The following is a 22,523-nucleotide window of genomic DNA, read 5'->3' on the forward strand; positions in this document are numbered from 1 at the left end:
TCATGGCGATTTTGGTGACAGGGGGAGCCGGCTATATCGGATCGCATACCGTAGCCGCGCTGCTCGAGCAAGGCAAAGAGGTCGTCGTGGTCGACAACCTGCAGACCGGGCATCGCGAATCGCTGCTCGGCGGCAAGCTGTATGAAGGAGACCTGCGCGATAAAGCGCTTCTGGCCAAGCTGTTTGCCGAGAATGAGATCGAAGCGGTCATTCATTTTGCCGCAAATTCTCTGGTTGGGGAGAGCATGAAGGACCCGGTAAAATACTTCGATAATAACGTGTACGGCACATTGTGCCTGCTTGACGCGATGGATCAGGCCAACGTTCGCAAAATTGTCTTTTCCTCCACCGCCGCAACCTATGGCGAACCGGAAAAGGTACCGATCGAGGAATCCGACCCGACCCAGCCAACCAATGTGTATGGTGAAACGAAGCTGACCATGGAACGGATGATGGCCTGGTTTGATCAAGTGCTGGGGATCAAATACGTATCGCTGCGCTATTTCAACGCGGCCGGCGCCCATGAGAGCGGCAAAATCGGCGAGGACCATCGCCCGGAAAGCCATCTGATCCCGTTGATCATCCAAGCGGCCTTAGGACAACGACCGTCGATTCAGGTGTTCGGCGATGATTACAATACGCCCGACGGCACCTGCGTCCGCGACTATATCCATGTGAGCGATTTGGCCGATGCTCATCTGCGCGCGGTTGATCATTTGCTCGGCGGCGGGGAGAGCGATGTGTTTAACCTGGGTAACGGGCAAGGCTTCTCGGTCAAGGAAGTGATCGAAACCGTGAAGGACGTCACCGGCCGCGACTTCCCGGTCGTCATCAGCCCGCGCCGGGCCGGCGATCCGGCGGTGCTCATCGCTTCTTCGGACAAAGCGCGCCGCGTGCTGGGCTGGAATCCGACCCGCAACCAATTGACGAACATCATCGAGAGCGCGTGGCAGTGGCATAACAGCCATCCGAACGGCTATAACGACTAAGGGAGTGGTATGGGATGGGAGTAGAAGAGAGAAATCGCCAAGAGGCGCTTCATGCCATCGAACGGCTGGTGAATTATGCGCTGGAGCAGGGCCTGATCGATTGGTGGGACGTGGACTACTCGCGCAACCGTCTTCTGGAGTTGTTTTCGTTCGATGAGCCGTACGCCGGCGAAGTGGCGGAGGAGGCGTTGACCGGACCGCAGGAGCCACTCGAAGTCTTGATCGATTACGGGTTCGCGATCGGGTTGATTCCCGAAGATACCGCCACTTACCGCGATTTACTGGATGCCAAAATCATGGGCCTGCTCATGCCGCGCCCGTCGGAAACGATCGCCGCCTTCCGTAAAACGGAAAGCGAGCAGGGAATCGCCGCGGCAACGGACGCCTTCTATAAGCTGTCCGTGGACAGCAATTACATTCGGATGGATCGGGTCCGCCAAAACATCTATTGGGAGCAGCCCACCCCGTTCGGGGACATGGAAATCACAATCAACCTGTCCAAACCGGAGAAAAATCCGAAGGAAATCGCCATGGCCAAGCTGCTGCCGCCGCCGGTGTACCCCAAATGCCAGCTGTGCCGCGAGAACGTCGGTTATGCCGGTCGTCTGAATCATCCGGCCCGCCAGAACCTGCGCGTCATTCCGCTCACGCTGAACGGGGAGCCATGGTTTTTCCAGTACTCGCCTTACGTCTATTACAACGAGCATTGCATCGTGTTCCACCACGATCACGTGCCGATGAAGCTGACCCGCGATACGTTCAAGCGGTTGCTTGATTTCACGACGTTGTTCCCGCATTACTTCATCGGCTCCAACGCAGATCTGCCGATTGTCGGCGGTTCGATTCTGACGCATGACCATTTCCAAGGGGGACGCCATACGTTCCCATTGGAAAAAGCTCCGGTGGAAGCCGCATTCGCGCATCCGGGTTTTGCCGGCATCACCGTCGGCATGGTGAAATGGCCGATGTCCGTGCTGCGGGTGAACGGTCAAGACCGCGAGGCCGTGTTGGAAGTGGCCGACGATCTGTACGAGAAATGGAAGCAGTACAGCGATCCGTCTGCGGGCGTCTTAGCCTTCTCCGAGGAGAAGGGGGAATCCGTGCCGCATAACACGGTGACGCCGATCGTCCGCCGCAGCGCGGACGGTGGATATGAGGCCGACATCGTCCTGCGCAACAACCGGACGGACGAACAGCATCCCGAGGGGATCTTCCATCCGCATCGCGAGATGCACCACATCAAGAAGGAGAACATCGGCCTGATCGAAGTCATGGGCGTGGCTATCCTGCCGGGCCGGCTGAAGGAAGAACTGGCGGGGGTTGCGGCCATTCTCAGCGGCGACAAGGCGCTGTACGAGCAGACCGTAACCGATCCGAATGCCCGCTTGGCCGTGCACGCGGATTGGGTGAAGGAACTGGTTGCCCGGGCAGGCATGTCGCTCGCGCACGAGGAGGCCGAAGCGCTGTTGCGTGACGAGGTCGGCAGCAAGTTCGCGGAGATCCTTGGACATGCCGGCGTGTTTAAAACGACGCCGGATGGCCGCGAAGCTTTCGAACGCTTCGTTGGATCGATCGGTTACCGGAGACGGTAAGACCTATCCTCATTTAAAGGGTCGTCCCAAGTCGCTTCAGGGCTTGGGCGGCCCTTGTTCGGTTTGTTATTTCATTCCAGATGGAAGTATAATTAGGTTGGGAGTTCGAAGAGGCTAAGATCGCAAAGCCCCTTTTACATAACCTAACTTAGGAGGAATTTGGTATGGACAAATTCGTATTTCATAATCCGACGAAGCTGATTTTCGGCCAAGGTCAACTCGAGTCGCTTCGGACCGAGGTGCCGGCCTATGGGAGTAAAGTGCTGCTCGTCTACGGCGGCGGCAGCATCAAACGCAGCGGGCTGTATGATCAAGTGACGGCGATATTGCGAGAAATCGGCGCTGAGGTGACCGAGCTTGCGGGGGTTGAACCCAACCCGCGCCTGTCTACGGTGCACCGCGGGGTCGAGCTGTGCAAGTCGAACGGCATCGAGCTGGTCCTTGCCGTCGGCGGCGGCAGCGTGCTGGACTGCTCGAAGGCGATTGCCGTTGGCGCTAAATACGACGGCGATATGTGGGATTTCGCGGAGCGGAAAGCCGCGCCTAAAGCGGCCCTGCCGCTCGGAACGGTGCTGACGATGGCCGCAACCGGCTCGGAAATGAACGGTAACTCCGTGATCTCCAACGAGGCGACGAAGGAGAAGCTAGGCTGGGGCAGCAACCTGGCGTATCCGGCTTTTTCCATCCTGGACCCTCAGTTCACCGCTTCGCTGCCTAAGGAACAAACGGTATACGGGATGGTCGACATCATGTCCCATGTATTCGAGCATTATTTCCATCCGACGCCGAATACTCCGCTGCAGGACGAGTTCTGCGAGGCGCTGCTGCGGACGGTCATCGAAACCGCGCCGAAGCTGGTGGAGGATTTGGAGAACTTCGACCTCCGGGAGACGATTTTACTGTGCGGCACGATGGCGCTGAACGGCGTGTTGAACATGGGCTTGTCCGGGGACTGGGCGACCCACAACATCGAGCATGCCGTGTCGGCGGTTTATGATATTCCGCATGGCGGCGGTTTGGCGATCCTGTTCCCGAACTGGATGAAATATAACTTGAAGCAGGACGTCGCACGCTTTAAGCGTCTGGCGATCAACGTCTTCCACGTCGATCCCGCCGGCAAGAGCGACGAGGCGATTGCGCTTGAGGGCATCGAAGCGCTGCGGTCGTTCTGGAGTTCGATCGGCGCACCTAGTCGCTTGGCCGACTACGGCATTGACGGCAGCCAGCTGGAAGCGATGGCGGATAAGGCGGTGCGCTTCGGCTCTTTCGGCAATTTTGCCGTGCTGGAGAAGCAGGACGTGCTCGAAATTTATCGGATGTCGCTGTAAATTCCTGCCTGTCTTTTGCCTCCCAATAACCGGTTTTGCGGTCAAGCACCGCAGGCCGGTTTTTTCTTTTTCGAAACATAATTCTCCATTTTACGTATGTATTTGTAGAGTACATCAATATTTTGGGTAGAGGGAGGAACAGGATGGAAACGCTGTTTTGGGGTTGTTTCGTGGGCGGCGCCTTGTTTGCCGTGATCAGCGCATTGCTTGGCGACTTGCTTGGAAGCTGGCTGGACGGCGTGTTCGATTTCCTGTCCGCGGATTTTCTCAAGCCGATCATTACGGCCTCTGCGGTCACGTCTTTTGGTGGAGCCGGGATTCTGCTGAACCGGTACACCGGGCTTGGAGCGGCCGGCGTGATCGTACTGGCGATCGTAGCGGCCATCCTGTTATCCGCCGCCGTGTATTTCGCCTATGTCCGGCCGATGGAGAACAGTGAAAATTCCACGGGATTTTCGGAATCGGAGCTGCCCGGCAAGGTTGGCGAAGTGACCGTCCCGATCCCGGCGCAAGGGTATGGCGAAGTGATGGTGAAGTTGGTGGGCGGCAATACGCTGCATATCGCCTCAAGCTGGGACCGGAAGGAGATTCCCGCCGGAACGGTCGTTGTGATTATTGAGACGGCGAAAGACGGGACCGTCCAGGTCTCCGAGCTTTATCCCCACCCGATGTAATGCCATAACAAGAAGAGGGAGCTGATGTCTTTGTTCGAAAGTATTCCGGATTTCCTGCTGATTCCCGTCATCGTGATCGCGGTCATCCTTGTGTTAGGGCTGGCGTTCTGGGCCCGATACAAAACGGTGAGCCCCGACGAAGCGATGATCGTCACCGGTTCTTTTCTCGGGGGCAAGAACATATCCGACGACCAGTCTGGTCGTAAAATCAAAATCGTCCGCGGCGGCGGGGCGTTTATCTGGCCGATTTTTCAAAAAGCCGAATTCATGTCGCTCCTCTCCCACAAGCTGGACGTTATGACGCCGGAGGTCTACACTGAGCAAGGCGTTCCGGTCTCCGCAGACGGCGTGGCGATCATTAAGGTAGGAAGCTCCATCGAGGACGTCGCAACGGCGGCCGAGCAGTTTATGGGCAAGCCGATCGAATCGCTTAAGGGCGAAGCACAGGAGGTTCTGGAAGGCCATCTCCGTTCGATTTTGGGTTCGATGACCGTTGAGGAAGTCTACCGGAACCGCGATAAATTTGCGCAAGAGGTCCAAAGCGTGGCCGCCCGCGATTTAAAGAAAATGGGGCTGCAAATCGTCTCGTTCACGATTAAGGATGTTCGGGATAAGCACGGTTATCTGGAGGCGCTTGGGAAGCCGCGGATCGCGGCCGTTAAGCGGGATGCCGACATCGCGGAAGCGGAAGCCGAGCGGGATGCCCGGATTCAGAAGGCTTTGGCCGAGGAGGCCGGGCAGAAGGCGGAGTTGGTGCGCGACACGAACATCGCCGAAGCGGAGAAAGAGAAGGAGCTGAAGGTCGCCTCCTTTAAGAAAGAGCAGGATACCGCGAAGGCGGAAGCGGACCAGGCATATCACATTCAGGAAGCTCGTGCCAAGCAAGTGGCGGTTGAGGAGCAAATGAAGGTAGAATTGGTGCGCAAGGAACGGGAGATCGACCTGCAGGATAAGGAGATTACCGTTCGTCAGAAGCAATATGACGCTGAAGTGAAGAAGAAAGCCGATGCGGACCGCTATGCGGTTGAACAGGCTGCCGAAGCCGATAAGGCGCGGAAAATGCGGGAAGCCGACGCGCTGCAATACTCGATTGAGACGCAGGCCAAAGCATCCGCGGAACAGAAACGCCTGGAGGGCTTGGCGATTGCGGAAGCGGAGCGGGCCAAAGGGACAGCGGAAGCCGAGATCATCCGTCTGCGCGGCTTAGCCGAAGCCGAAGCGAAGGAGAAACTGGCCGATGCGTTCCAGAAGTTCGGCGAGGCCGCGATTCTCGATATCGTTACGAAAATGCTGCCGGAGCTGGCCGGCCAAATTGCCGCACCGCTGTCTTCCATCGACAAGCTGACCGTTGTCGATACCGGCAAAGGAGAAGGCGCCGCCCGCGTCAGCAACTATGTGACCGAACTGATGGCCACGGCACCTGACATGCTGAAGAGCGTCTCGGGGATCGAGCTGGATCGGTTAATCCAAGGCTTGACCAAAGGCAAAGTTGCCGCTGCGGCACCGGCGGTTGAGGCAGCTCCCGCCAAGTCGGCGGCAGCCGTTAAAGCACCGGAGCCGGTCGCCCTGGAGACCGCAGCGTCGAAGGAACCGGAGCAGGACCGATAGTCAGGTCTTCTGAATCAGGTCTTCTGAATCGGCTTGACAATCGTGATGAATCCGTGTACCTTGTCATAGAATAAATAAGGCTAACCGGCGTCCCGTTCGTGTCTTCGAGCGAGGACGCCTTTGAAATGCCTGAGAATCGGCTGACGCGACTCGGGAAATCAATTATAATGGGCTTAACCGTTTTCGGAAAATTAGAAAGAGGTGCTTATGTTGTGAACAGCCTTCGCGTGGCCAAAGTGTTGAATAACAATGTCATCATCGCAAATCATCCAGAGCGTGGCGAGGTCGTTGTAATCGGCAAAGGCATCGGCTTTAACCGGAAAACGGGGGATTCCATTCCACTTGAAGCGGTCGAGAAGATGTTCATTCTCACGAATCAGCAGGAGCAGGAACAATACAAACAGCTTATACCTCAGGTTGACGAGCGTTTGATCGAAGTCATCGGCGAAATCATCATGTACATTTCCGGGAAAACGCAAACCGAGCTGAATGAGCATATTCACATCGCGTTAACCGACCACTTGGCGTTTGCGATCAAACGGGCGGAGCAGGACATCGCGTTCCATAACCCGTTTCTGTTCGAGACGAAGGAGATCTATCCGATGGAGTTCGAGCTGGCGGAATACGCCATCCGTTTGATCAAGGAACGGCTTGATGTGGATCTCGGCGAGGACGAAATCGGCTTCGTTGCGCTCCATATCAACAGCGCCATGACCAACCGCCACATCAGTGAGGTTCGCGGGCATGCCCAACTCATTGCAGATTTGGTGGGCATTATCGAGACGGAGCTTCAATTTTCAATCCTTCGGAACTCCCTGGATTATTCGCGTCTGTTGACCCATCTGCGATTTGCCATCGAACGGGTTCGGCGGGGCGAGCAGGTCAGTGAAGTCGACAAGCTTGAATTGCTGTTGAAGCAGGAGTACCCGGTTCTGTATTCGCTTGCGTACAAATTGACCAAGGTGATGGAACAGAGGCTCAAGATGCCGGTATACAAGGCCGAGGTCAGTTATTTAACGATGCATCTGCATCGGGTAGCCCCGGAGAATCTTCAGTAACTCGCTTGCATGAAAAAAAAAGGTCTGCTATAATTCCTAAGTACATTGACACTAACTTCATAAATCACAATGTGTGACTGATTCGATCAGGCATGAGTTGATAAAGGTTTTTTTGGATTGTATTGGACGGTTACGGGGTATTCTATCCGTAAGCGATCACGATACAGACCCATTACCTATATTGGCTTATGCCTGTTTTTATTTGTTGCAACATGTCACAACAGGAGGGGTATTTATGTTTAAGCGTTTGTTTGGGGTTTTACAGCGGGTCGGGAAAGCGTTGATGCTGCCGGTCGCCCTGCTCCCTGCGGCAGGGCTGCTGCTCGGGATCGGCAATATGCTGGTCAGCCCCGAGTTCCTGGATTTGGTGCCTGCGCTGGATAACCAAGGCGTACATGCTGTAGCCACGGTCATGATGAATGCCGGCCAAATCGTCTTCACGAACTTGGCCTTGCTGTTTGCGGTTGGCGTGGCCGTGGGTCTGGCCGGCGGTGAAGGCGTGGCCGGACTGGCCGCGATCATCGGCTATCTTGTCATGAACGTGACGATGGGGACGGTGATCGGGGTGACGCCGGGGATGATCGGGACCGACCCTGCTTATGCCAATGTGCTGGGGATTCCGACGCTGGCAACGGGGGTGTTCGGCGGGATCATCGTCGGGATTCTGGCCGCCGCCATGTACAATCGTTTCTTCAAGATCGAACTTCCGTCCTACCTCGGTTTCTTCGCCGGGAAGCGGTTCGTGCCGATTATGACGGCGGCCACCTCGGTGCTGCTCGGCTTGTTGATGGTGATCATCTGGCCGCCGATCCAAACCGGACTAAACTCCGCGTCCCACTTCATGCTGGAACAGAACCGGACCTTGTCCGCGTTTATTTTCGGGGTGGTCGAGCGGGCGTTGATTCCGTTTGGTTTGCACCATATCTTCTACTCGCCGTTTTGGTTCGAATTCGGCGAATACATCAACAGCGCCGGTCAACTTGTGCGCGGGGATCAATCGATCTTTATGGCCCAGCTGCGGGACGGCGTACCGTTTACGGCCGGTACGTTCATGACCGGTAAATTCCCGTTCATGATGTTTGGGTTGCCGGCCGCCGCGTTGGCGATTTATCACGAAGCCCGTCCGGAGCATAAGAAATACGTGGCCGGGATTATGGGTTCGGCGGCGTTAACCTCCTTCTTGACGGGGATTACGGAGCCGCTGGAGTTCTCGTTCCTGTTCGTCGCACCGGTATTGTTTGCGGTGCATACCATCTTTGCCGGCTTATCCTTCATGACGATGCATATCCTGGGTACGAAGATCGGGATGACCTTCTCCGGCGGTTTGATCGACTATCTGATCTTCGGGGTGATCCCGAACCGTACGCCTTGGTGGAACGTCATTATCGTGGGTCTGATTCTTGCGGTCATCTATTATTTCGGATTCCGTTTCGTGATCCGCAAGTTCAACCTGAAGACGCCGGGCCGCGAAGACCCGGAAAGCGGAGCAGAAGACGAAGCGAAGGGCGGCGCGGTGAATCAGGACGATCTGCCGCACAATATTTTGGCGGCGCTCGGCGGACAGGAGAACATCGCCCACCTGGATGCCTGCATCACCCGCTTGCGGGTTGAAGTCAAGGACAAGGGCAATGTCAGCAAGGGCACGCTCAAGAAGCTGGGTGCCTCCGGCGTGCTGGAGGTTGGCAATAACATTCAAGCGATCTTCGGAACGCGCTCCGATACGATCAAGTCCCAAATCGCCGACATTATGAGCGGGAAGACCCCGCGGGCGGCTGTGGAGACGGAAGAGGTTAAGCCTGCCGAAGCGGAGCAGCAAGCCGCTCAAGACGGCGATGCGATCATCAACGAAGACATCGTCATGCCGGTAAACGGCGAATTGATGGATATCTCCGAGGTTCCCGATCCGGTGTTCTCGGAAAGAATGACCGGCGACGGGTTTGCGGTACTGCCCCATGACGGGGTGATCGCTTCACCGGTTTATGGGAAAGTGTTCAACGTCTTCCCAAGCAAGCATGCGATTGGGATTATGTCGGACGGAGGCAAGGAAGTACTTGTGCACATTGGTGTCAATACCGTCAAGTTGAAAGGCCAGGGCTTTAACGTGCTGGTCCAGGAAGGGGATTTGGTCGCTGCCGGACAGCCGATCCTGGAAGTGGACCTGGATTATGTGAAGGCGCATGCTCCGTCGATCATTTCGCCGATCGTCTTCTCGAACCTGCCGGAGGGCGCGTCCGTGAAGCTGCATAAGACCGGCAAACTGCCGAAAGGCGAAGCCGGAATCCTTACGATCCAGTAAGTCTCTCTATGCCCGTACGTTCATTTGGACGCGGTGCATTTGGCTTTGGTTCTCACGATCCCTTACAATAAGATAGGGAGCGTATTCTATATCTTTTTCCAAAACTCATAAACCAGAAAGCGAGAGGATCAATCATGGAAAGAATGTTCAAAATTACGGATGAAGACGGAATTCATGCACGCCCTGCTACGGCTCTGGTAAATACCGCCAATAAATTCAAGGGAGCCGAATCCTTCGCGGAAGCCGGCGGCAAGAAAGTTACGTTAAAATCGATTCTTGGCGTGTTGTCCCTGGGTCTTGAGCAAGGCGATTCGCTGAAGCTCATCGTTGAAGGGGAAGAGGCCGCAGAAGCACTTCAAGCGCTCACCGAAGTGATGGTTAACGAAGGGCTGGGGGAAGTGAATGCTTAAAATTGATGGCATTGCCGCTTCGGCCGGCGTGGCCATCGCCAAAGCTTTCAAACTGGAGCATCCCGATTATACGATTCATCGTCGGGATGCTTCCGATCCCGCAGCGGAATTAGCGCGTCTGGACGATGCTTTGGCTAAATCTCAACAGGAGCTTGAGGCGATTAAAGAGCGCACGCTTCAGGAGCTTGGCGAGAAGAAAGCGGAAATTTTCGAGTCCCATCTGTTGATTCTGAACGATCCCGAGCTGCTGAACCCGGTCCGTGACAAAATCGCGTCCGACAAGCTGAGCGCGGAGTATGCTTTAAATGAAACGGCGAATGAATTTATTACGATGTTTGAAAATATGAAAAGCGCCTACCTCAAGGAACGCGCGGCGGATATGCGGGACGTAACCAAGCGCGTGCTCACGCATCTGCTTGGCTTGACTTACGCCAACCCGGCGGATATCAGCGAGGAAGTCATCGTGATTGCCGAAGATTTGACCCCGTCGGATACGGCGCAGTTGAATCGCACTTACGTGAAGGGCTTTACGACGAACATCGGCGGCCGCACGTCGCACTCGGCGATCATGGCCCGCTCGCTGGAGATCCCGGCGGTCGTCGGCACCAAAGAGGTGTTGGGCAAGGTGAACGGCGGCGATCTGGTGATTGTGGACGGGCTGGACGGCAGCGTTATCGTGAATCCAACCGAGGAAGTGCTAAATGAGTACCTGACGAAACGCGACCAGCATCTGAAGCAGATCGAAGAGTGGAAGAAGCTGCGCGAAGTGCAAACGACGTCGAAGGACGGCGTTCATGTAGAGCTGGCGGCCAACATCGGCACTCCCAACGACGTCGCCGGGGTATTGGAGAACGGCGGAGAAGCCGTAGGCCTGTATCGGACGGAGTTCTTGTACATGGGACGCACCGAGTTGCCTTCCGAGGAAATTCAGTTTAACGCCTACAAAACGGTTCTGGAAAAAATGGAAGGCAAACCGGTTGTCGTTCGGACGCTGGATATCGGCGGCGACAAGGAGCTGCCGTACTTAAATCTGCCGAAAGAAATGAATCCGTTCCTGGGCTTCCGGGCGATTCGTCTGTGTCTGGAGCAGAAGGACCTGTTCCGCACGCAGCTGCGCGCCTTGCTTCGGGCCAGCGTCTACGGCTCGCTGCGCATCATGTTCCCCATGATCGCAACGCTGGATGAATTCCGCGCGGCCAAGGCGCTGCTTATGGAAGAGAAGGAGAAGCTGAAAGCCGAAGGTGTTCAAGTATCCGAGGAGATTCAGCTCGGAATCATGGTAGAGATTCCGTCGACGGCCGTTCTGGCCGATCAGTTTGCTAAAGAAGTGGACTTCTTCAGTATTGGGACTAACGACCTTATTCAATATACGATGGCAGCCGACCGCATGAATGAACGTGTATCTTATTTGTACCAACCTTACAACCCGGCGATTCTGCGGCTGGTGAAAATGGTCATCGACGCTGCCCATAAGGAAGGCAAATGGGCGGGCATGTGCGGTGAGATGGCGGGCGATGCCACCGCTATTCCGCTGCTGCTGGGACTCGGGCTGGACGAATTCAGCATGAGCGCAACTTCGATTCTGCCGGCTCGTTCGCAGATCTCCAAGCTGTCCAAGGCGGAGATGGAGCAGCTCGCGACCAAGGCGCTGCAAATGCAGACCGCGGAGCAGGTCGTCGAGCTGGTTCGGGGTATCGAAGCGTAACCAGCGAAGATCTTTTCCAACCGAATTTGACGGGTTTCTTCTTGAACCGGTGCCGTGATGGCGCCGGTTTTTTTTCGCAGGCAAGGTTTATTTTTGGGCGATTTTGGGATAAAGTGAGGTAAAACTGCAAAGCTGTTGAACCACAACTTCTATAGGTTACGGGAGCTAGAGTTCGTATGCAAAATAACTATGAAACCATTGGAATCATCGATATCGGGTCCAACTCGATTCGTTTGGCGATTTATGAAACGACCCCGCGGGGAGAGTATCGCTTGATCCATGAGCTGAAGGAATCGGCGCGTTTGAGCGAAAAGATGAATGCCCAAGGGGCCATGGAAACCAAGGAAATCCAGTCGATTGTTCCGATCCTGCGCCAGTTCCGCGAAGTGTGCCGAGCCTACCGCTGCCGGGGGATCCGGGTGGCCGCGACGGCGGCGATCCGGAACGCAGCAAATGCGCAGGAGATCGGCAGGATGCTCGAAGAGCAGACTGGTCTGACGGTGGAGATCCTATCCGGTGAACAGGAAGCCTACTTCGGCTTTATCGCCGTAGCCGGCGGGATGGCGATCGAGGACGGCTTTATTATCGATATCGGGGGCGGCAGCACGGAAATCACCTTATTCCGCGGCCGGCAGTTGATCGACAGCGTTTCGCTGCCAATCGGTGCGGTCAACGCCCAGGTGAAGTTTGGCGTACCGGAGGAGCCGTGGCCGCCCGAGCAAGTGGCCCGGCTTCAGGAGGAAGTCGGCCGAATGCTGGACGGCTTGCCCTGGATCGGAGCCCACCCGGGATTGCCGCTCATCGGGCTGGGCGGAACGATACGTACGCTGGGCAAGCTGGATCAGCGTCGGCGCAAATATCCGCTCCGCTTGGCTCATCATTACCGATTGGAGCCGGAGAGTCTCCGGCATTACGCTGAAGCCCTGCCTCGGCTGACGCTGGAGAAGCGCAAACGCATCGACGGGTTGTCCAAGGCGCGGGCGGATATCATTGTACCGGGAACGATCCTCTTGAAGACCGTCTTCGACCGGATTGGGGCAGTGAATCTTCGGGTCAGCGGTTCGGGGCTGCGCGAAGGGCTGCTGCAGGATACGCTGGGTCTTGAAGTACCGGCTGCCGATCAGGTGCTGGAACAGCAGGCTAGTACACTTCTGGCCTTTCATGGACTGGCTCCGACTGCCCATTACCGCAAGGTTCGACAGTACGCGGAGCAGCTGTACGGGGTACTCACCGGGGAGCAAGCTAACCGAGACCACGCCAAGCTGCTGGGAACGGCGGCGATGTTGTATAAAATCGGCGGCACGATCCGTTACCATCAATACGATAAACATACCTTGTACTGGTTGCTGCATGCTCCCCTTGGCGCATTCACCCACCGGGAAGCGGTATTATGCAGTTATATCGCCGATTATCCGGCCAATCACGGGAAAAAGTCGGGAATGGAGGAGTTCCGCACGTTGCTGCAGGAAAAGGATGACGAGGACATGCAGAAACTCGGAGCGCTGTTGGAGGTGGCGGTTGCCCTTGACGCCAGCGAGACGCAGACGGTGGCCGCCGCCGAAGCAGTCTTGGAAGGGGAGGCCTTGCTGCTGAAGCTGAAATGCCGCAGTCAGGCTTACCTGGAGACCAGGCAGCTTGAGGCTGCGGCCAAGAGCTTCAAGAAAGCGTGGGATCTTAGATTGGAGTGGGAGATTCATCCGTCTTCCACGCGCTGATTGCCCGGGCGGCAAATTGGCTCCGGCAAGGAGCGGCTTGAGAGCCGCTGTGGATGGGCTCGTATTTGCCGCTGGGGACCAGGCGTCTCGCCTTCACGTTATCCGCGAGCGACAGCATCAGGACCCGCACCAGCGTCTCCCGGGTTTGCGGCTTGGTGACAGGGCACATCAGCTCAAGCCGTCGCGTCAGGTTGCGCGTCATCCAGTCGGCGCTGGACAGCCATACCTCGGGGCTCCCGCCATTTTCAAAATAATAGATGCGGGAATGCTCCAGGAACCGGTCGACGATGCTGCGCACCGTGATCCGTTCGCTTAAGCCCTCGACTCCCGGGCGCAAACAGCATACGCCGCGCACGATCAAGTCGATGCGGACGCCGGCAGCGGAGGCTTCGTATAATTCGTCGATCATCTCCTGGTTGGATAAGGAGTTCATCTTGGCGATAATCCGCGCCGGGCGGCCGGCAGCAGCATGCGCAGCTTCCCGCCGGATCAGCTCAAACAGCTTGTCCTTCATGCCGGTGGGCGCTACGGTCAACGCTTGCCACTCTTCGGCTTCCGAATACCCCGTGATGAGGTTAAACAGTTGGGAAGCGTCCTCGCCAATCGCAGAATCGGTCGTAAACAATCCGATATCGGTGTAGAGCCGGGCGGTGATGTCGTTATAGTTGCCTGTGCCCACATGGACGTAACGCTTCAGGTCGCGTCCTTCCTGGCGCACGACCAGCAGGATCTTGGCATGGGTCTTCAGCCCGATCAGACCGTAAACGACATGGCAGCCGGCCTTCTCCAGCGTACGCGCCCAGGCGATGTTCCGCTCTTCGTCAAATCGGGCCTTCAGCTCAACGACGACGGTGACCTGCTTGCCGGATTCCGCGGCCCTTGCGAGCGCCTGAATCAGCGGCGAGTTCCCGCTGACGCGATACAGCGTCATCTTGATCGCCATCACCGTCGGATCCTCCGCGGCCTGATCGATGAAATCGGTCACCGCATCGAAGCTCTCGTAGGGGTGGTATACCAGAACATCCTTCTGTTTTAATACCTCAAAGAAGTCATCGTTCTCATCGAATTCCCGGGGATACACCGGATCAACCTGCGGGTAACGCAGTCGAGCAAATCCCTTGGCCGCACCCGGGAGACGTCCGAGGAACCCCAAATCAAGCGGACCCTCAATTTCAAAAATCGCGTCGCTGATTTCAAACTCCTCCTTAAGGACCTCAAGCGCATATGGATGAATGCCCTTCTGAATCTCCAGGCGGACCGGTGCTCCCCAGCGCCGTTTGCGCAGTTCCTTCTCAATCTCCTCCAATAAGTCCTCGGCCCCTTCCTCGTCGATGGCCAGGTCAGCGTTGCGCGTCAATCGGAATTCGTCAACGGCCAGCGGGGTGTACCCGCTGAACAGCGTTTGAATATGATGGCGGATCAGTTCCTCGATCAGGATGAAGGACTGCTTCTTGCTATTGGAATGATGCGGCAACGGGATAATCCGGGACAGGTTGGAGGGAATTTGCACGATCGCGAAGTACGTTTCCTCCTCCTCCTCTTCTTCCGTTTGCGCCGTCCGGTTCCGTTTTAATACGACGGCCAGATAGACAAACCCGGTGTGTACGAGTGGAAAAGGGCGGCTCTGGTCTACCGCCATCGGCGTCAGCACCGGATACACGATATCGTGATAATACGTCTCCATCGATTTGCGCTGTGCTCCGTTCAGCTCGTCATACTTGAGAAACTGGATGCCCTCCTTGGCGAGAAGTCTCGACAATTCCCGATAAGTTCGATATTGCTCGGCCACCATCGCCGAAATCCGGGCAATCAGCCTTCTATAGAGTCCGGCCGGGGTGTAGCCGGTAAAATCCTTCTTGGTATATCCGGCGCGGATTTGATCCTGGATGCCGGCGACGCGTACGCTCATGAACTCGTCCAGGTTGCTGGAGACGATGGACAGAAATTTAGCCTTCTCCAGCAAAGGGGTGCTCGAATCCTTGGCTTCCTGCAGCACGCGGCGGTTAAATTCCACCCAGCTGAGGTCGCGGTTCAAATATCGCGGTCCTTGCTTTTTCATCACCATATCCGCCATGTACGAATGACCTCCGCCTCATTTTTCTTGCTCTGATTCTTTTTTATTTTACTATGATGCGAGGCGCTGAAATGCATAGTTATGTAAACTCTATGTAAAAATTATAATTCTATGTAAAGTTGATGCGTGAGATCGGATCTCTTTGGTTAAGTTGGTGGTAAAAATGGGTAATATACGTTTAGGGCATCTTACGCCAATTGCCAAATTAGGAAAAAATTCAAGGAGGTTGTTGCAAGATGAGTACGAACCATCACTCGTTTCAACTGAACGCCACGCCACGAACGGAATTCCACCGTTCATCGCTGCGCCAGCTGAGACAACATGGACGCGTTCCTGCGGTCGTGTATGGAGCGGAGTCCGAGAACCTCGCGGTTCATGTGGATGTGAAGGAGCTTGTGAAGGTCGTGCGTACGGGAAGATCGGAATTTTTCGACCTGAAGGTGGAAGGAGGTCCAACCGTTCCGGCGCTGATTAAAGATATCCAGCAGCAGCAAGGAAAGATCCTGCACGTCGATTTTCAGCAGGTATCCAAAAATAAACCGATTCGCGTGAAAATCCCGCTGCATTATACCGGTACGGCAGCAGGAACCCGGGTTGGCGGCGTTCTGCAGGTTCAGGCAACCGAGCTGGAGGTGGAGGGCTTGCCGGATGATTTGCCGGCAACCTTGGATATAGACATCACTTCGCTGGATGCGGGGGACAAGCTGTTAGCCGGAGATGTGAAGCTGCCGGCGGGGGTGACGATGCACGCGCAGCCGGAGGAGCTGTTGGCTTCGATCGTCCTGCCGCGGGTGGCCGATGCGGACCTGGCTCAGGATGCCGCTGCCGACGGGGAGCCGGCCGGAACGGTTGGCTCGGGCGAAGCTGCGGAATAATCCGCGTTGCAACTGGATGAGATTCGTTTGTCTTCAGGGGTTGTTCTCAGCGCCTTGAGCGCTGAGGGCAGCCCTTTTCATTTGCGGCTCGTTCCGCTTGACGAATCCTGCTTTTGTAACTAGAATGGTTGCAGGATAAGACGAAGCTCAAATCTATCAATCTATCAGGAAAGAAGGGGTCGCATGCCGCCGAAAACCGCAACCAACGCTTTGGCCAAGCGCAAAGCCGAACAACAGAAGCAACAGCAGCAAATGAAGAAAAGACGCCTGATCTGGTTTACGACGGTGGGGCTGTTACTGGTACTCATTATCGTCGTGTTGACGATTCAACCCAAGCCGAAGGCGGTCGAATTTGATTACGCCGCGCTGCCTGTGCTGGGACAAGCCGATGCGCCGGTCAAGGTGCTGGAGTTCGGGGACTATCAATGTCCGTCATGCAAGCATGTTAACGAACTGATTAAGCCTAATTTGGTGAAGGATTATATAGATCAAGGCAAAGTCGCCTTTTATTTTATGAATTTACCGTTTATCGGTTCCGACTCGTTTACGGCCGCGCTGGCCGCTCAATCGGTATATCATCAAAGCAATGACGCGTTCTGGACGTATTTCGACGCGATCTTCGAACGTCAAGGGGCGGAAAACAGCGGCTGGGCTTCGCCTGAATTCCTCGTGAATCTGGCTAAGGAGCTGGAGCTGCCGATCGATTACGACCTGCTGCAGAAGGATATCGCCGAGGCAACGTACCAAGAAGAGGTTGAAGCCCATTTGTCCCGAGGCGACAAGCTGGGCGTGGACAGCACGCCGACGTTCTTCATCAACGGGGTGGAATACGCTGGCAATCTGGGTGATTACGAGACGCTGAAGAAGACGCTGGATCAAGAATTATCCGGCGAATAATCGGGGTGGAGGGATGGAGAGTGCGGGGGTTCTTGAGAGACTACGGCATCTACCTTGCCTGGCTGGTTGCGCTGGTGGCAACGGCCGGCAGCTTATATCTAAGCGAAGTGCTGCATTATGAGCCATGCCGGCTATGTTGGTTTCAGCGGATATTTATGTACCCGCAGGTTATTTTACTGGGGATTGCTGCGTACAAGAACGACCGTCAAATCATTCCGTACGTGCTGCCGCTCAGCGTCATCGGCGGTATGATCTCCATTTACCACTACAGCGAGCAGAAAATCCCCGCGTTAGCCAAGCTGCTTCCCTGCAAAGTAGGCGTGCCGTGCAACGTGGATTATCTGGGACAAGGCTGGCTCGGTTTTATTACGATTCCGTTTATGGCGCTGGTCGCCTTCGTGTTGATCGTTTTGTTCTTGCTGGCGGCCCGGGGAACTAGAGAAGAAGAAACCGGTGATCGGTAAAGTGGTATAAGAAAATAAGAAATAGGGCGAGGCGGGGCACCTTAGGGGGCTTCGCCTTTTTGGTGCGCTCGTTGCCGGTATGCGGAACAGCAGAAATTGTCTTGCTTTGGCAACTTTTTGAGGGATGGTGCCGTCTGTGTATACGGGGGTGTTCCTAATGACAAACATGAGCTTAAAGATGAAATGGAAGAAAACGACGGGCTTGCTTGGGATGCTGCTGCTGGTCTTCTCGTTGGCAGCGTGTACCGGGAACGGTTCTGAGCCGGGGCTAAATACAGGCGGGGAAACGAACGAGAATCAGCCGGCGCCAGGCAACCATACACCGGATAATGAGGCAGGCGAGACGAAGCAGGGGACGGGGACATTCGTCGGGTTGATCGATAACCATTCGGCTGAGATTGAAGTGGACGGGACGCCAACTGCTTTTCAATTGGATGAAGCATTAAGTGAGGCGGCGCAAAACCTGGAGCAGGGGACGCCGGTATCTATCGAATACGTCGAACGGACGGTAGAGGGCGATGATTCGCTGAAACAGCTGGTTTTGACGAAGCTCGAGGCAACTTCTGCCGAGGGGACGACCGACTCCGGTACGACGTCGGAACTGCCGGCTGAGAAATCGCTGGAGGTTGAGCTGGAAGGCAAGAAGGAGATGCGAACCGCCACGCTTGCGAAGGGGGAGGGGTATGCGTTCTACATGTTCGACGGCTTCTCTTTTGATGCCAGCACCAACAAATTAACGATGGATTATGACCCGGGATATCATGTCGTGATCACCAAGCTGCCTTCCGGCTACGATGTCGAGGAATTGGCGAAGACAGCCAAAGAGGATTTATCCAAGATCGGCAAAGTCGAGCAGTGGTCGGGCGACCAACTCTATGTAACGATGCGCGATGCCGAGCTGTTCCTGATCGCTCAAGGCGGAGGCCTGACTCAGGAATATATCGTCAAGAACATGGGCGGGCAGGGGTTTGCCTTCCTGATCAACATGCCGCAACGCGAAGCCTCGGAAGGTTTTGGTCCGATGGCATTCGCATCCATCAACACGACGGTGGTGACCGACTAAGATTGCTTATCGTTTCAAGGCGTAAATGCCGTTCGCGCAGAATGATTCTGTGGCGGGCGGCTTTTTATTGAGGAAGAGGGGGAAGGAGGGCCAAATGTTGCAGTTAGTGCAGCAATTTTTCTCTGAAGAATAGGGATCAGGCGGAAATGTTGCATTTTGTACAACAAAATTGAGCTTGGCAGGGAGAATCACCCGAAAATGGTGCATAAATTACAACATTTTATGGTTTTGGAGCGATATAGGGCCTGAAATGTTGCAGGAATTGCAGCATTTTGGCTTCGGCAAGAGTTGCCGGGATCGTCTAGCAGTTGGTTAACGACCGCTCGCCAGAAAGCACCAACAAGTCAGCACCCACCAGCGCACCAGCACACCAGCATACCAGTAGCATCAGTAGAACCAATAGTAACAATAGCAGCATGAGTATATATTTGAACCGATGCATCAGCACCAAAACACCGGTACCAGCACACTGGCACCAACAACAGTAGTAGCACCAGCAGTAACAATAGCACCAATAGTAACAGCACCAGCGCGAGTAAATTTGCACCGACGCAACAGCAACGACGCATCAGCACCGATGCAACAGCACCAACGCAACAGCACCAACGCAACAGCACCAACGCATCAGCACCAAAACACCTCAGCACCAGCACCAGAAGTATCAGTTACAACACCACCAGCATTCCACCAACACTAACATCTCCGCCCCTTTTTACCTTCCAACGAGCAGCACTCTTCCCGCCCCAAGATGCACTGACTCACCAACTCCTCAAGAAGTATATTGCTTGCGGAACTCGCGCGGCGAGCAGCCATTCTTCAGCGCAAACCGATTTGAGAAGTAGGGAGTACTGTTGAAGCCAACGTAAGCGGCGATGTCCGCGATCGGCCACTCCGTCTTCAGCAGCAGCAGCTTGGCCTGCTCCAGCCGGTAATGCAGCAGATAGTCGTTAGGCGTCATGCCGTACACCTGCTTCATGCAGCGCGTGATGTAATTGTAGTGGTAATGCAATGCGCCGGCCATCTGCCCGCTGTTCAGTTCGGAGCGGTAGTGGCTTTTGATATAAGCTTCGGCCTTCTCCGCGACGATAACCACCGGGGAGGCGTGGGATTCCAACTGCCGGAGGTCCATTGCGCGGAGCAGTTCTTCGAACTGCTGCTGCCGATTCCAAAATGCCCGGGATTGGCGCTCCCCGAGACTTGCCAGCAACTGGCGAAATAAGCGGAACGTCTGCTCGGGAGAGGGCAGATCCCATGACTTGGGCAACTGGAGGGAATACGGCGAAGCCAGGAAACGGCCGTAATGGTCGTCCGCATCAGGATAGCGATGGTCCGCTTCCTCTGCCGGAAGCTGCTGCCACGCGCAAACGGTATGGAAGTGCAGCCAATAGAAGGACGTAGTCTCCTCGCACGGCTTGACTGCGTAATGATGCCGATCGGGCAGCAACAGCAGCGACTGGCCGGCTCCCAGGCCCCAGGTCTGCCCCTCCTCACCGATAAATAACGCGCCGGACTCCACTACGACCCAGTCAAAGATTCCGATGTTGCGCCGATTGGGATGCTCGTCTCCGGGCTGATACACGCTGTGCCCGCACTCGAGAAAATAAGGCAAGGGCGGGGCTGTAATCTGCACCAGGTCCGTTGGTTTTGGCAAGATATTCGTCTCCAATCCGAGTGTGAAATATTATAACTTTGAGGTTGCTGTAGTTCGTTTTTTGTCTTAAATATATGAGATAAAATGAGAATTGTCAGTATGATTTTTCAAAAAAAAGGAGGACGTTATTCGATGGGCTTGGCCGGGCAAATGATGCGTTCCGAGCGCGTCGCGCTGAATCGGGTACGAATTCGCGACGATTTTTGGAGTTATTATATCGAGCTGGTTAGAGATGTGGTCGTCCCGTATCAATGGGAGGCCTTAAACGACCGGGTACCCGGGGCGGAACGCAGCGGCGCCGTGCGTAATTTTCAAATCGCTGCGGGCTTGGCGCAAGGTGATTTTTACGGGATGGTGTTTCAGGACAGCGATTTGGCCAAATGGCTGGAAGCGGCAGCTTATCTTTTGGAAGCGGATGCAAACCCGGAGCTGGAGGCGATGGCCGACGGGCTGATTGATACGATCGCTCTGGCTCAACGGGAGGATGGTTATTTAAATACGTATTTTATCCTGAAGGAACCGGACAAGCGCTGGACGAATCTGACCGAATGCCACGAGCTGTATTGTGCAGGACATTTGATCGAAGCGGGAGTCGCCTATTACCGGGCCACGGGAAAAAGAAAGCTGCTGGACGTGGTTGCCAAGTTCGCAGATTACATCGACAGCGTGTTTGGCGCCGAGGCCGGCAAGCTGCCCGGTTACGATGGCCATCAGGAAATCGAGCTGGCGCTCGTCAAGCTGTACGAGGTCACCGGACAAGAGCGGTATTTGCGCTTAAGCCGTTATTTTCTCGATCAGCGGGGTCAGCAGCCTTCCTTCTTCGAGGAGGAGCTCCAACGACGGGGCGGCAAGACGCACTGGGCAGGGAGTGCCAAACACATCGATCACGCTTACCATCAGGCGCATCTTCCGGTGCGAGAGCAGGAGACCGCTGTGGGTCATGCCGTTCGGCTGTTGTACATGTTAACCGGAATGGCCGATGTAGCGGCATTGACCGGGGATGAGTCGCTGCTTGCGGCCTGCTGCAAGCTGTGGGACAACATCGTCGGCAAGCAGATGTACATTACCGGCGGGGTGGGTTCGATGCCGCAGGGCGAGGCGTTTTCGTTCGATTACGATCTGCCGAATGACACGGTATATGCGGAAACCTGCGCCTCGATCGGGTTGATTTTCTTCGCCCAGCGGATGCTGCGGATTTCGCCGGAATCCAGATACGCCGACGTGATGGAGCGTGCCTTGTACAATACGGTTGTCGGCGGAATGGCCCGGGACGGCAAGCATTTCTTCTACGTGAACCCGCTGGAGGTGGATCCGAAAGCTTGCGGAGGCGCGAATCACAAGGTGGACCATGTCAAGCCGGTCCGTCAGGAATGGTTCGGCTGCGCCTGCTGTCCGCCGAATATCGCCCGGCTGCTGGCTTCCTTGGGCGAATACATTTATTCAGTCCAAGGCGACACGGTATATGCGCATCTCTATATCGGCGGAGAAGCTGAACTAGAGACCCGCGGCGGCAAAGTGAAGTTGACGCAAACGACGGATTACCCATGGGACGGCAGCGTACGTTTCGAAGTGGAGCCGGAAGGAGAAGGCCGGTTTACGCTGGCGCTGCGGCTGCCGGATTGGTGCCCGGAGGCGGGACTGAAGGTGAATGGGGAGGTCGTGGCGCTGGATCCTGCTTCGATTCAGGACGGATATATCCGGCTGCAGCGACAATGGAGTACGGGAGACCTCGTGGAGCTCAAGCTGGCGATGCCGGTAGAGCGCATGTATAGCCATCCGCTTGTCCGGGCAAACGCCGGAAAGGTAGCGCTGCAGCGCGGACCGCTTGTCTACTGTCTGGAGCAGGCGGATAACGGCGCGAACCTGCACGAGCTGGTGTTGCCGAGGGAGGCGGAACTTCGCGCCGAGCGCGAAGCCGGCCTGCTGGGCGGCGTCGTCACAGTGCAAGCCGAGGCCATCCGGCTTACCGGACCGGATTGGGAAAGCGAGTTATACAGACCCTCAGCCCCCCGGATCGAGGAGCCGGCGATGGTCAAGTTCATTCCTTATTACGCCTGGGCCAACCGCGGTGAAGGTGAAATGACGGTCTGGGTGCGCGAGCGCTGATCGAATAAGCGTCCGGCT

At 55.8% G+C, this 22,523-nt stretch carries 17 protein-coding genes; 15 read left to right on the forward strand and 2 right to left on the reverse strand.

Annotated elements, in window-relative coordinates:
- The first annotated feature begins 2 nt into the window (after positions 1-2).
- The 10 genes from galE (at position 3) to BN3795_RS10715 (ending at position 13,375) form a co-directional block, all read left to right on the forward strand.
- Positions 3-989, forward strand: coding sequence for a UDP-glucose 4-epimerase GalE (gene galE / locus BN3795_RS10670; protein WP_068784669.1), 987 nt, complete (start codon positions 3-5; stop codon positions 987-989).
- A gap of 14 nt (positions 990-1,003) precedes the next feature.
- On the forward strand, positions 1,004-2,581 hold the full coding sequence (locus BN3795_RS10675) for a UDP-glucose--hexose-1-phosphate uridylyltransferase (RefSeq protein WP_068784670.1): 1,578 nt from the start codon (positions 1,004-1,006) through the stop codon (positions 2,579-2,581).
- A gap of 164 nt (positions 2,582-2,745) precedes the next feature.
- On the forward strand, positions 2,746-3,909 hold the full coding sequence (locus BN3795_RS10680) for an iron-containing alcohol dehydrogenase (RefSeq protein WP_068784671.1): 1,164 nt from the start codon (positions 2,746-2,748) through the stop codon (positions 3,907-3,909).
- 143 nt (positions 3,910-4,052) lie between these two features.
- Positions 4,053-4,583 carry an NfeD family protein gene (locus BN3795_RS10685; protein WP_068784672.1) on the forward strand — a complete coding sequence of 177 codons (531 nt, stop codon included), beginning with the start codon at positions 4,053-4,055 and terminating at the stop codon, positions 4,581-4,583.
- Positions 4,584-4,607: 24 nt separating this feature from the next.
- Positions 4,608-6,191: a flotillin family protein gene (locus BN3795_RS10690; RefSeq protein ID WP_232729902.1), complete on the forward strand. Its 1,584-nt coding sequence runs from the start codon at positions 4,608-4,610 to the stop codon at positions 6,189-6,191.
- A gap of 212 nt (positions 6,192-6,403) precedes the next feature.
- Positions 6,404-7,249, forward strand: coding sequence for a glucose PTS transporter transcription antiterminator GlcT (gene glcT, locus BN3795_RS10695; protein ID WP_068785348.1), 846 nt, complete (start codon positions 6,404-6,406; stop codon positions 7,247-7,249).
- 235 nt (positions 7,250-7,484) lie between these two features.
- The gene (ptsG, locus tag BN3795_RS10700) at positions 7,485-9,545 is read left to right on the forward strand and encodes a glucose-specific PTS transporter subunit IIBC (protein ID WP_068784673.1); all 2,061 of its coding nucleotides are present in this window, start codon (positions 7,485-7,487) and stop codon (positions 9,543-9,545) included.
- A gap of 134 nt (positions 9,546-9,679) precedes the next feature.
- Entirely contained in the window at positions 9,680-9,955 is a 276-nt protein-coding gene (locus BN3795_RS10705) for an HPr family phosphocarrier protein (RefSeq protein ID WP_068784674.1), read from the forward strand.
- Positions 9,948-11,660: a phosphoenolpyruvate--protein phosphotransferase gene (ptsP, locus tag BN3795_RS10710; protein WP_068784675.1), complete on the forward strand. Its 1,713-nt coding sequence runs from the start codon at positions 9,948-9,950 to the stop codon at positions 11,658-11,660. Before BN3795_RS10705 ends, ptsP begins: the two co-directional genes overlap by 8 nt.
- A 176-nt stretch (positions 11,661-11,836) precedes the next feature.
- Positions 11,837-13,375: a Ppx/GppA phosphatase family protein gene (locus BN3795_RS10715; RefSeq protein WP_068784676.1), complete on the forward strand. Its 1,539-nt coding sequence runs from the start codon at positions 11,837-11,839 to the stop codon at positions 13,373-13,375.
- Here the strand turns inward: BN3795_RS10715 and ppk1 are convergent.
- Complete coding sequence (ppk1, locus tag BN3795_RS10720) at positions 13,335-15,449, reverse strand: polyphosphate kinase 1 (RefSeq protein WP_110945129.1); 2,115 nt, start codon at positions 15,447-15,449, stop codon at positions 13,335-13,337. The two genes, BN3795_RS10715 and ppk1, sit on opposite strands and share 41 nt — an antisense overlap.
- 236 nt (positions 15,450-15,685) lie before the next feature.
- On the opposite strand from ppk1, the gene BN3795_RS10725 reads away from it, so the two are divergent.
- The 4 genes from BN3795_RS10725 (at position 15,686) to BN3795_RS10740 (ending at position 18,748) form a co-directional block, all read left to right on the forward strand.
- Positions 15,686-16,324, forward strand: coding sequence for a 50S ribosomal protein L25 (locus BN3795_RS10725; protein ID WP_068784677.1), 639 nt, complete (start codon positions 15,686-15,688; stop codon positions 16,322-16,324).
- A gap of 183 nt (positions 16,325-16,507) precedes the next feature.
- Positions 16,508-17,221, forward strand: coding sequence for a DsbA family protein (locus BN3795_RS10730; protein ID WP_068784678.1), 714 nt, complete (start codon positions 16,508-16,510; stop codon positions 17,219-17,221).
- 20 nt (positions 17,222-17,241) lie between these two features.
- Complete coding sequence (locus BN3795_RS10735) at positions 17,242-17,685, forward strand: disulfide oxidoreductase (protein WP_068784679.1); 444 nt, start codon at positions 17,242-17,244, stop codon at positions 17,683-17,685.
- Positions 17,686-17,842: 157 nt separating this feature from the next.
- The gene (locus tag BN3795_RS10740) at positions 17,843-18,748 is read left to right on the forward strand and encodes a hypothetical protein (protein WP_068784680.1); all 906 of its coding nucleotides are present in this window, start codon (positions 17,843-17,845) and stop codon (positions 18,746-18,748) included.
- A gap of 769 nt (positions 18,749-19,517) precedes the next feature.
- Here BN3795_RS10740 and BN3795_RS10745 read toward each other — a convergent pair.
- Positions 19,518-20,399 carry an AraC family transcriptional regulator gene (locus BN3795_RS10745; protein ID WP_068784681.1) on the reverse strand — a complete coding sequence of 294 codons (882 nt, stop codon included), beginning with the start codon at positions 20,397-20,399 and terminating at the stop codon, positions 19,518-19,520.
- Positions 20,400-20,498: 99 nt separating this feature from the next.
- Between BN3795_RS10745 and BN3795_RS10750 the strand changes: the two genes are divergently transcribed.
- Positions 20,499-22,505, forward strand: a complete 2,007-nt coding sequence (locus BN3795_RS10750; protein ID WP_408635024.1) for a glycoside hydrolase family 127 protein — start codon at positions 20,499-20,501, stop codon at positions 22,503-22,505.
- The last annotated feature ends 18 nt before the right edge of the window (positions 22,506-22,523 follow it).

The sequence above is a fragment of the Paenibacillus phocaeensis genome (assembly GCF_900021165.1).
GTDB lineage: Bacteria > Bacillota > Bacilli > Paenibacillales > Paenibacillaceae > Fontibacillus > Fontibacillus phocaensis.

Bases quoted from the DNA above. Each gene is read 5' to 3' on its own strand.
- BN3795_RS10705 (WP_068784674.1), top strand. From the start codon at position 9,680: ATGGAAAGAATGTTCAAAATTACGGATGAAGACGGAATTCATGCACGC.
- BN3795_RS10675 (WP_068784670.1), top strand. From the start codon at position 1,004: ATGGGAGTAGAAGAGAGAAATCGCCAAGAGGCGCTTCATGCCATCGAA.
- BN3795_RS10690 (WP_232729902.1), top strand. From the start codon at position 4,608: ATGTCTTTGTTCGAAAGTATTCCGGATTTCCTGCTGATTCCCGTCATC.
- ptsG (WP_068784673.1), top strand. From the start codon at position 7,485: ATGTTTAAGCGTTTGTTTGGGGTTTTACAGCGGGTCGGGAAAGCGTTG.
- galE (WP_068784669.1), top strand. From the start codon at position 3: ATGGCGATTTTGGTGACAGGGGGAGCCGGCTATATCGGATCGCATACC.
- BN3795_RS10750 (WP_408635024.1), top strand. From the start codon at position 20,499: ATGATTTTTCAAAAAAAAGGAGGACGTTATTCGATGGGCTTGGCCGGG.
- BN3795_RS10680 (WP_068784671.1), top strand. From the start codon at position 2,746: ATGGACAAATTCGTATTTCATAATCCGACGAAGCTGATTTTCGGCCAA.
- BN3795_RS10685 (WP_068784672.1), top strand. From the start codon at position 4,053: ATGGAAACGCTGTTTTGGGGTTGTTTCGTGGGCGGCGCCTTGTTTGCC.
- BN3795_RS10715 (WP_068784676.1), top strand. From the start codon at position 11,837: ATGCAAAATAACTATGAAACCATTGGAATCATCGATATCGGGTCCAAC.
- ptsP (WP_068784675.1), top strand. From the start codon at position 9,948: ATGCTTAAAATTGATGGCATTGCCGCTTCGGCCGGCGTGGCCATCGCC.
- BN3795_RS10725 (WP_068784677.1), top strand. From the start codon at position 15,686: ATGAGTACGAACCATCACTCGTTTCAACTGAACGCCACGCCACGAACG.
- BN3795_RS10730 (WP_068784678.1), top strand. From the start codon at position 16,508: ATGCCGCCGAAAACCGCAACCAACGCTTTGGCCAAGCGCAAAGCCGAA.
- ppk1 (WP_110945129.1), bottom strand. From the start codon at position 15,449: ATGGCGGATATGGTGATGAAAAAGCAAGGACCGCGATATTTGAACCGC.
- BN3795_RS10740 (WP_068784680.1), top strand. From the start codon at position 17,843: ATGACAAACATGAGCTTAAAGATGAAATGGAAGAAAACGACGGGCTTG.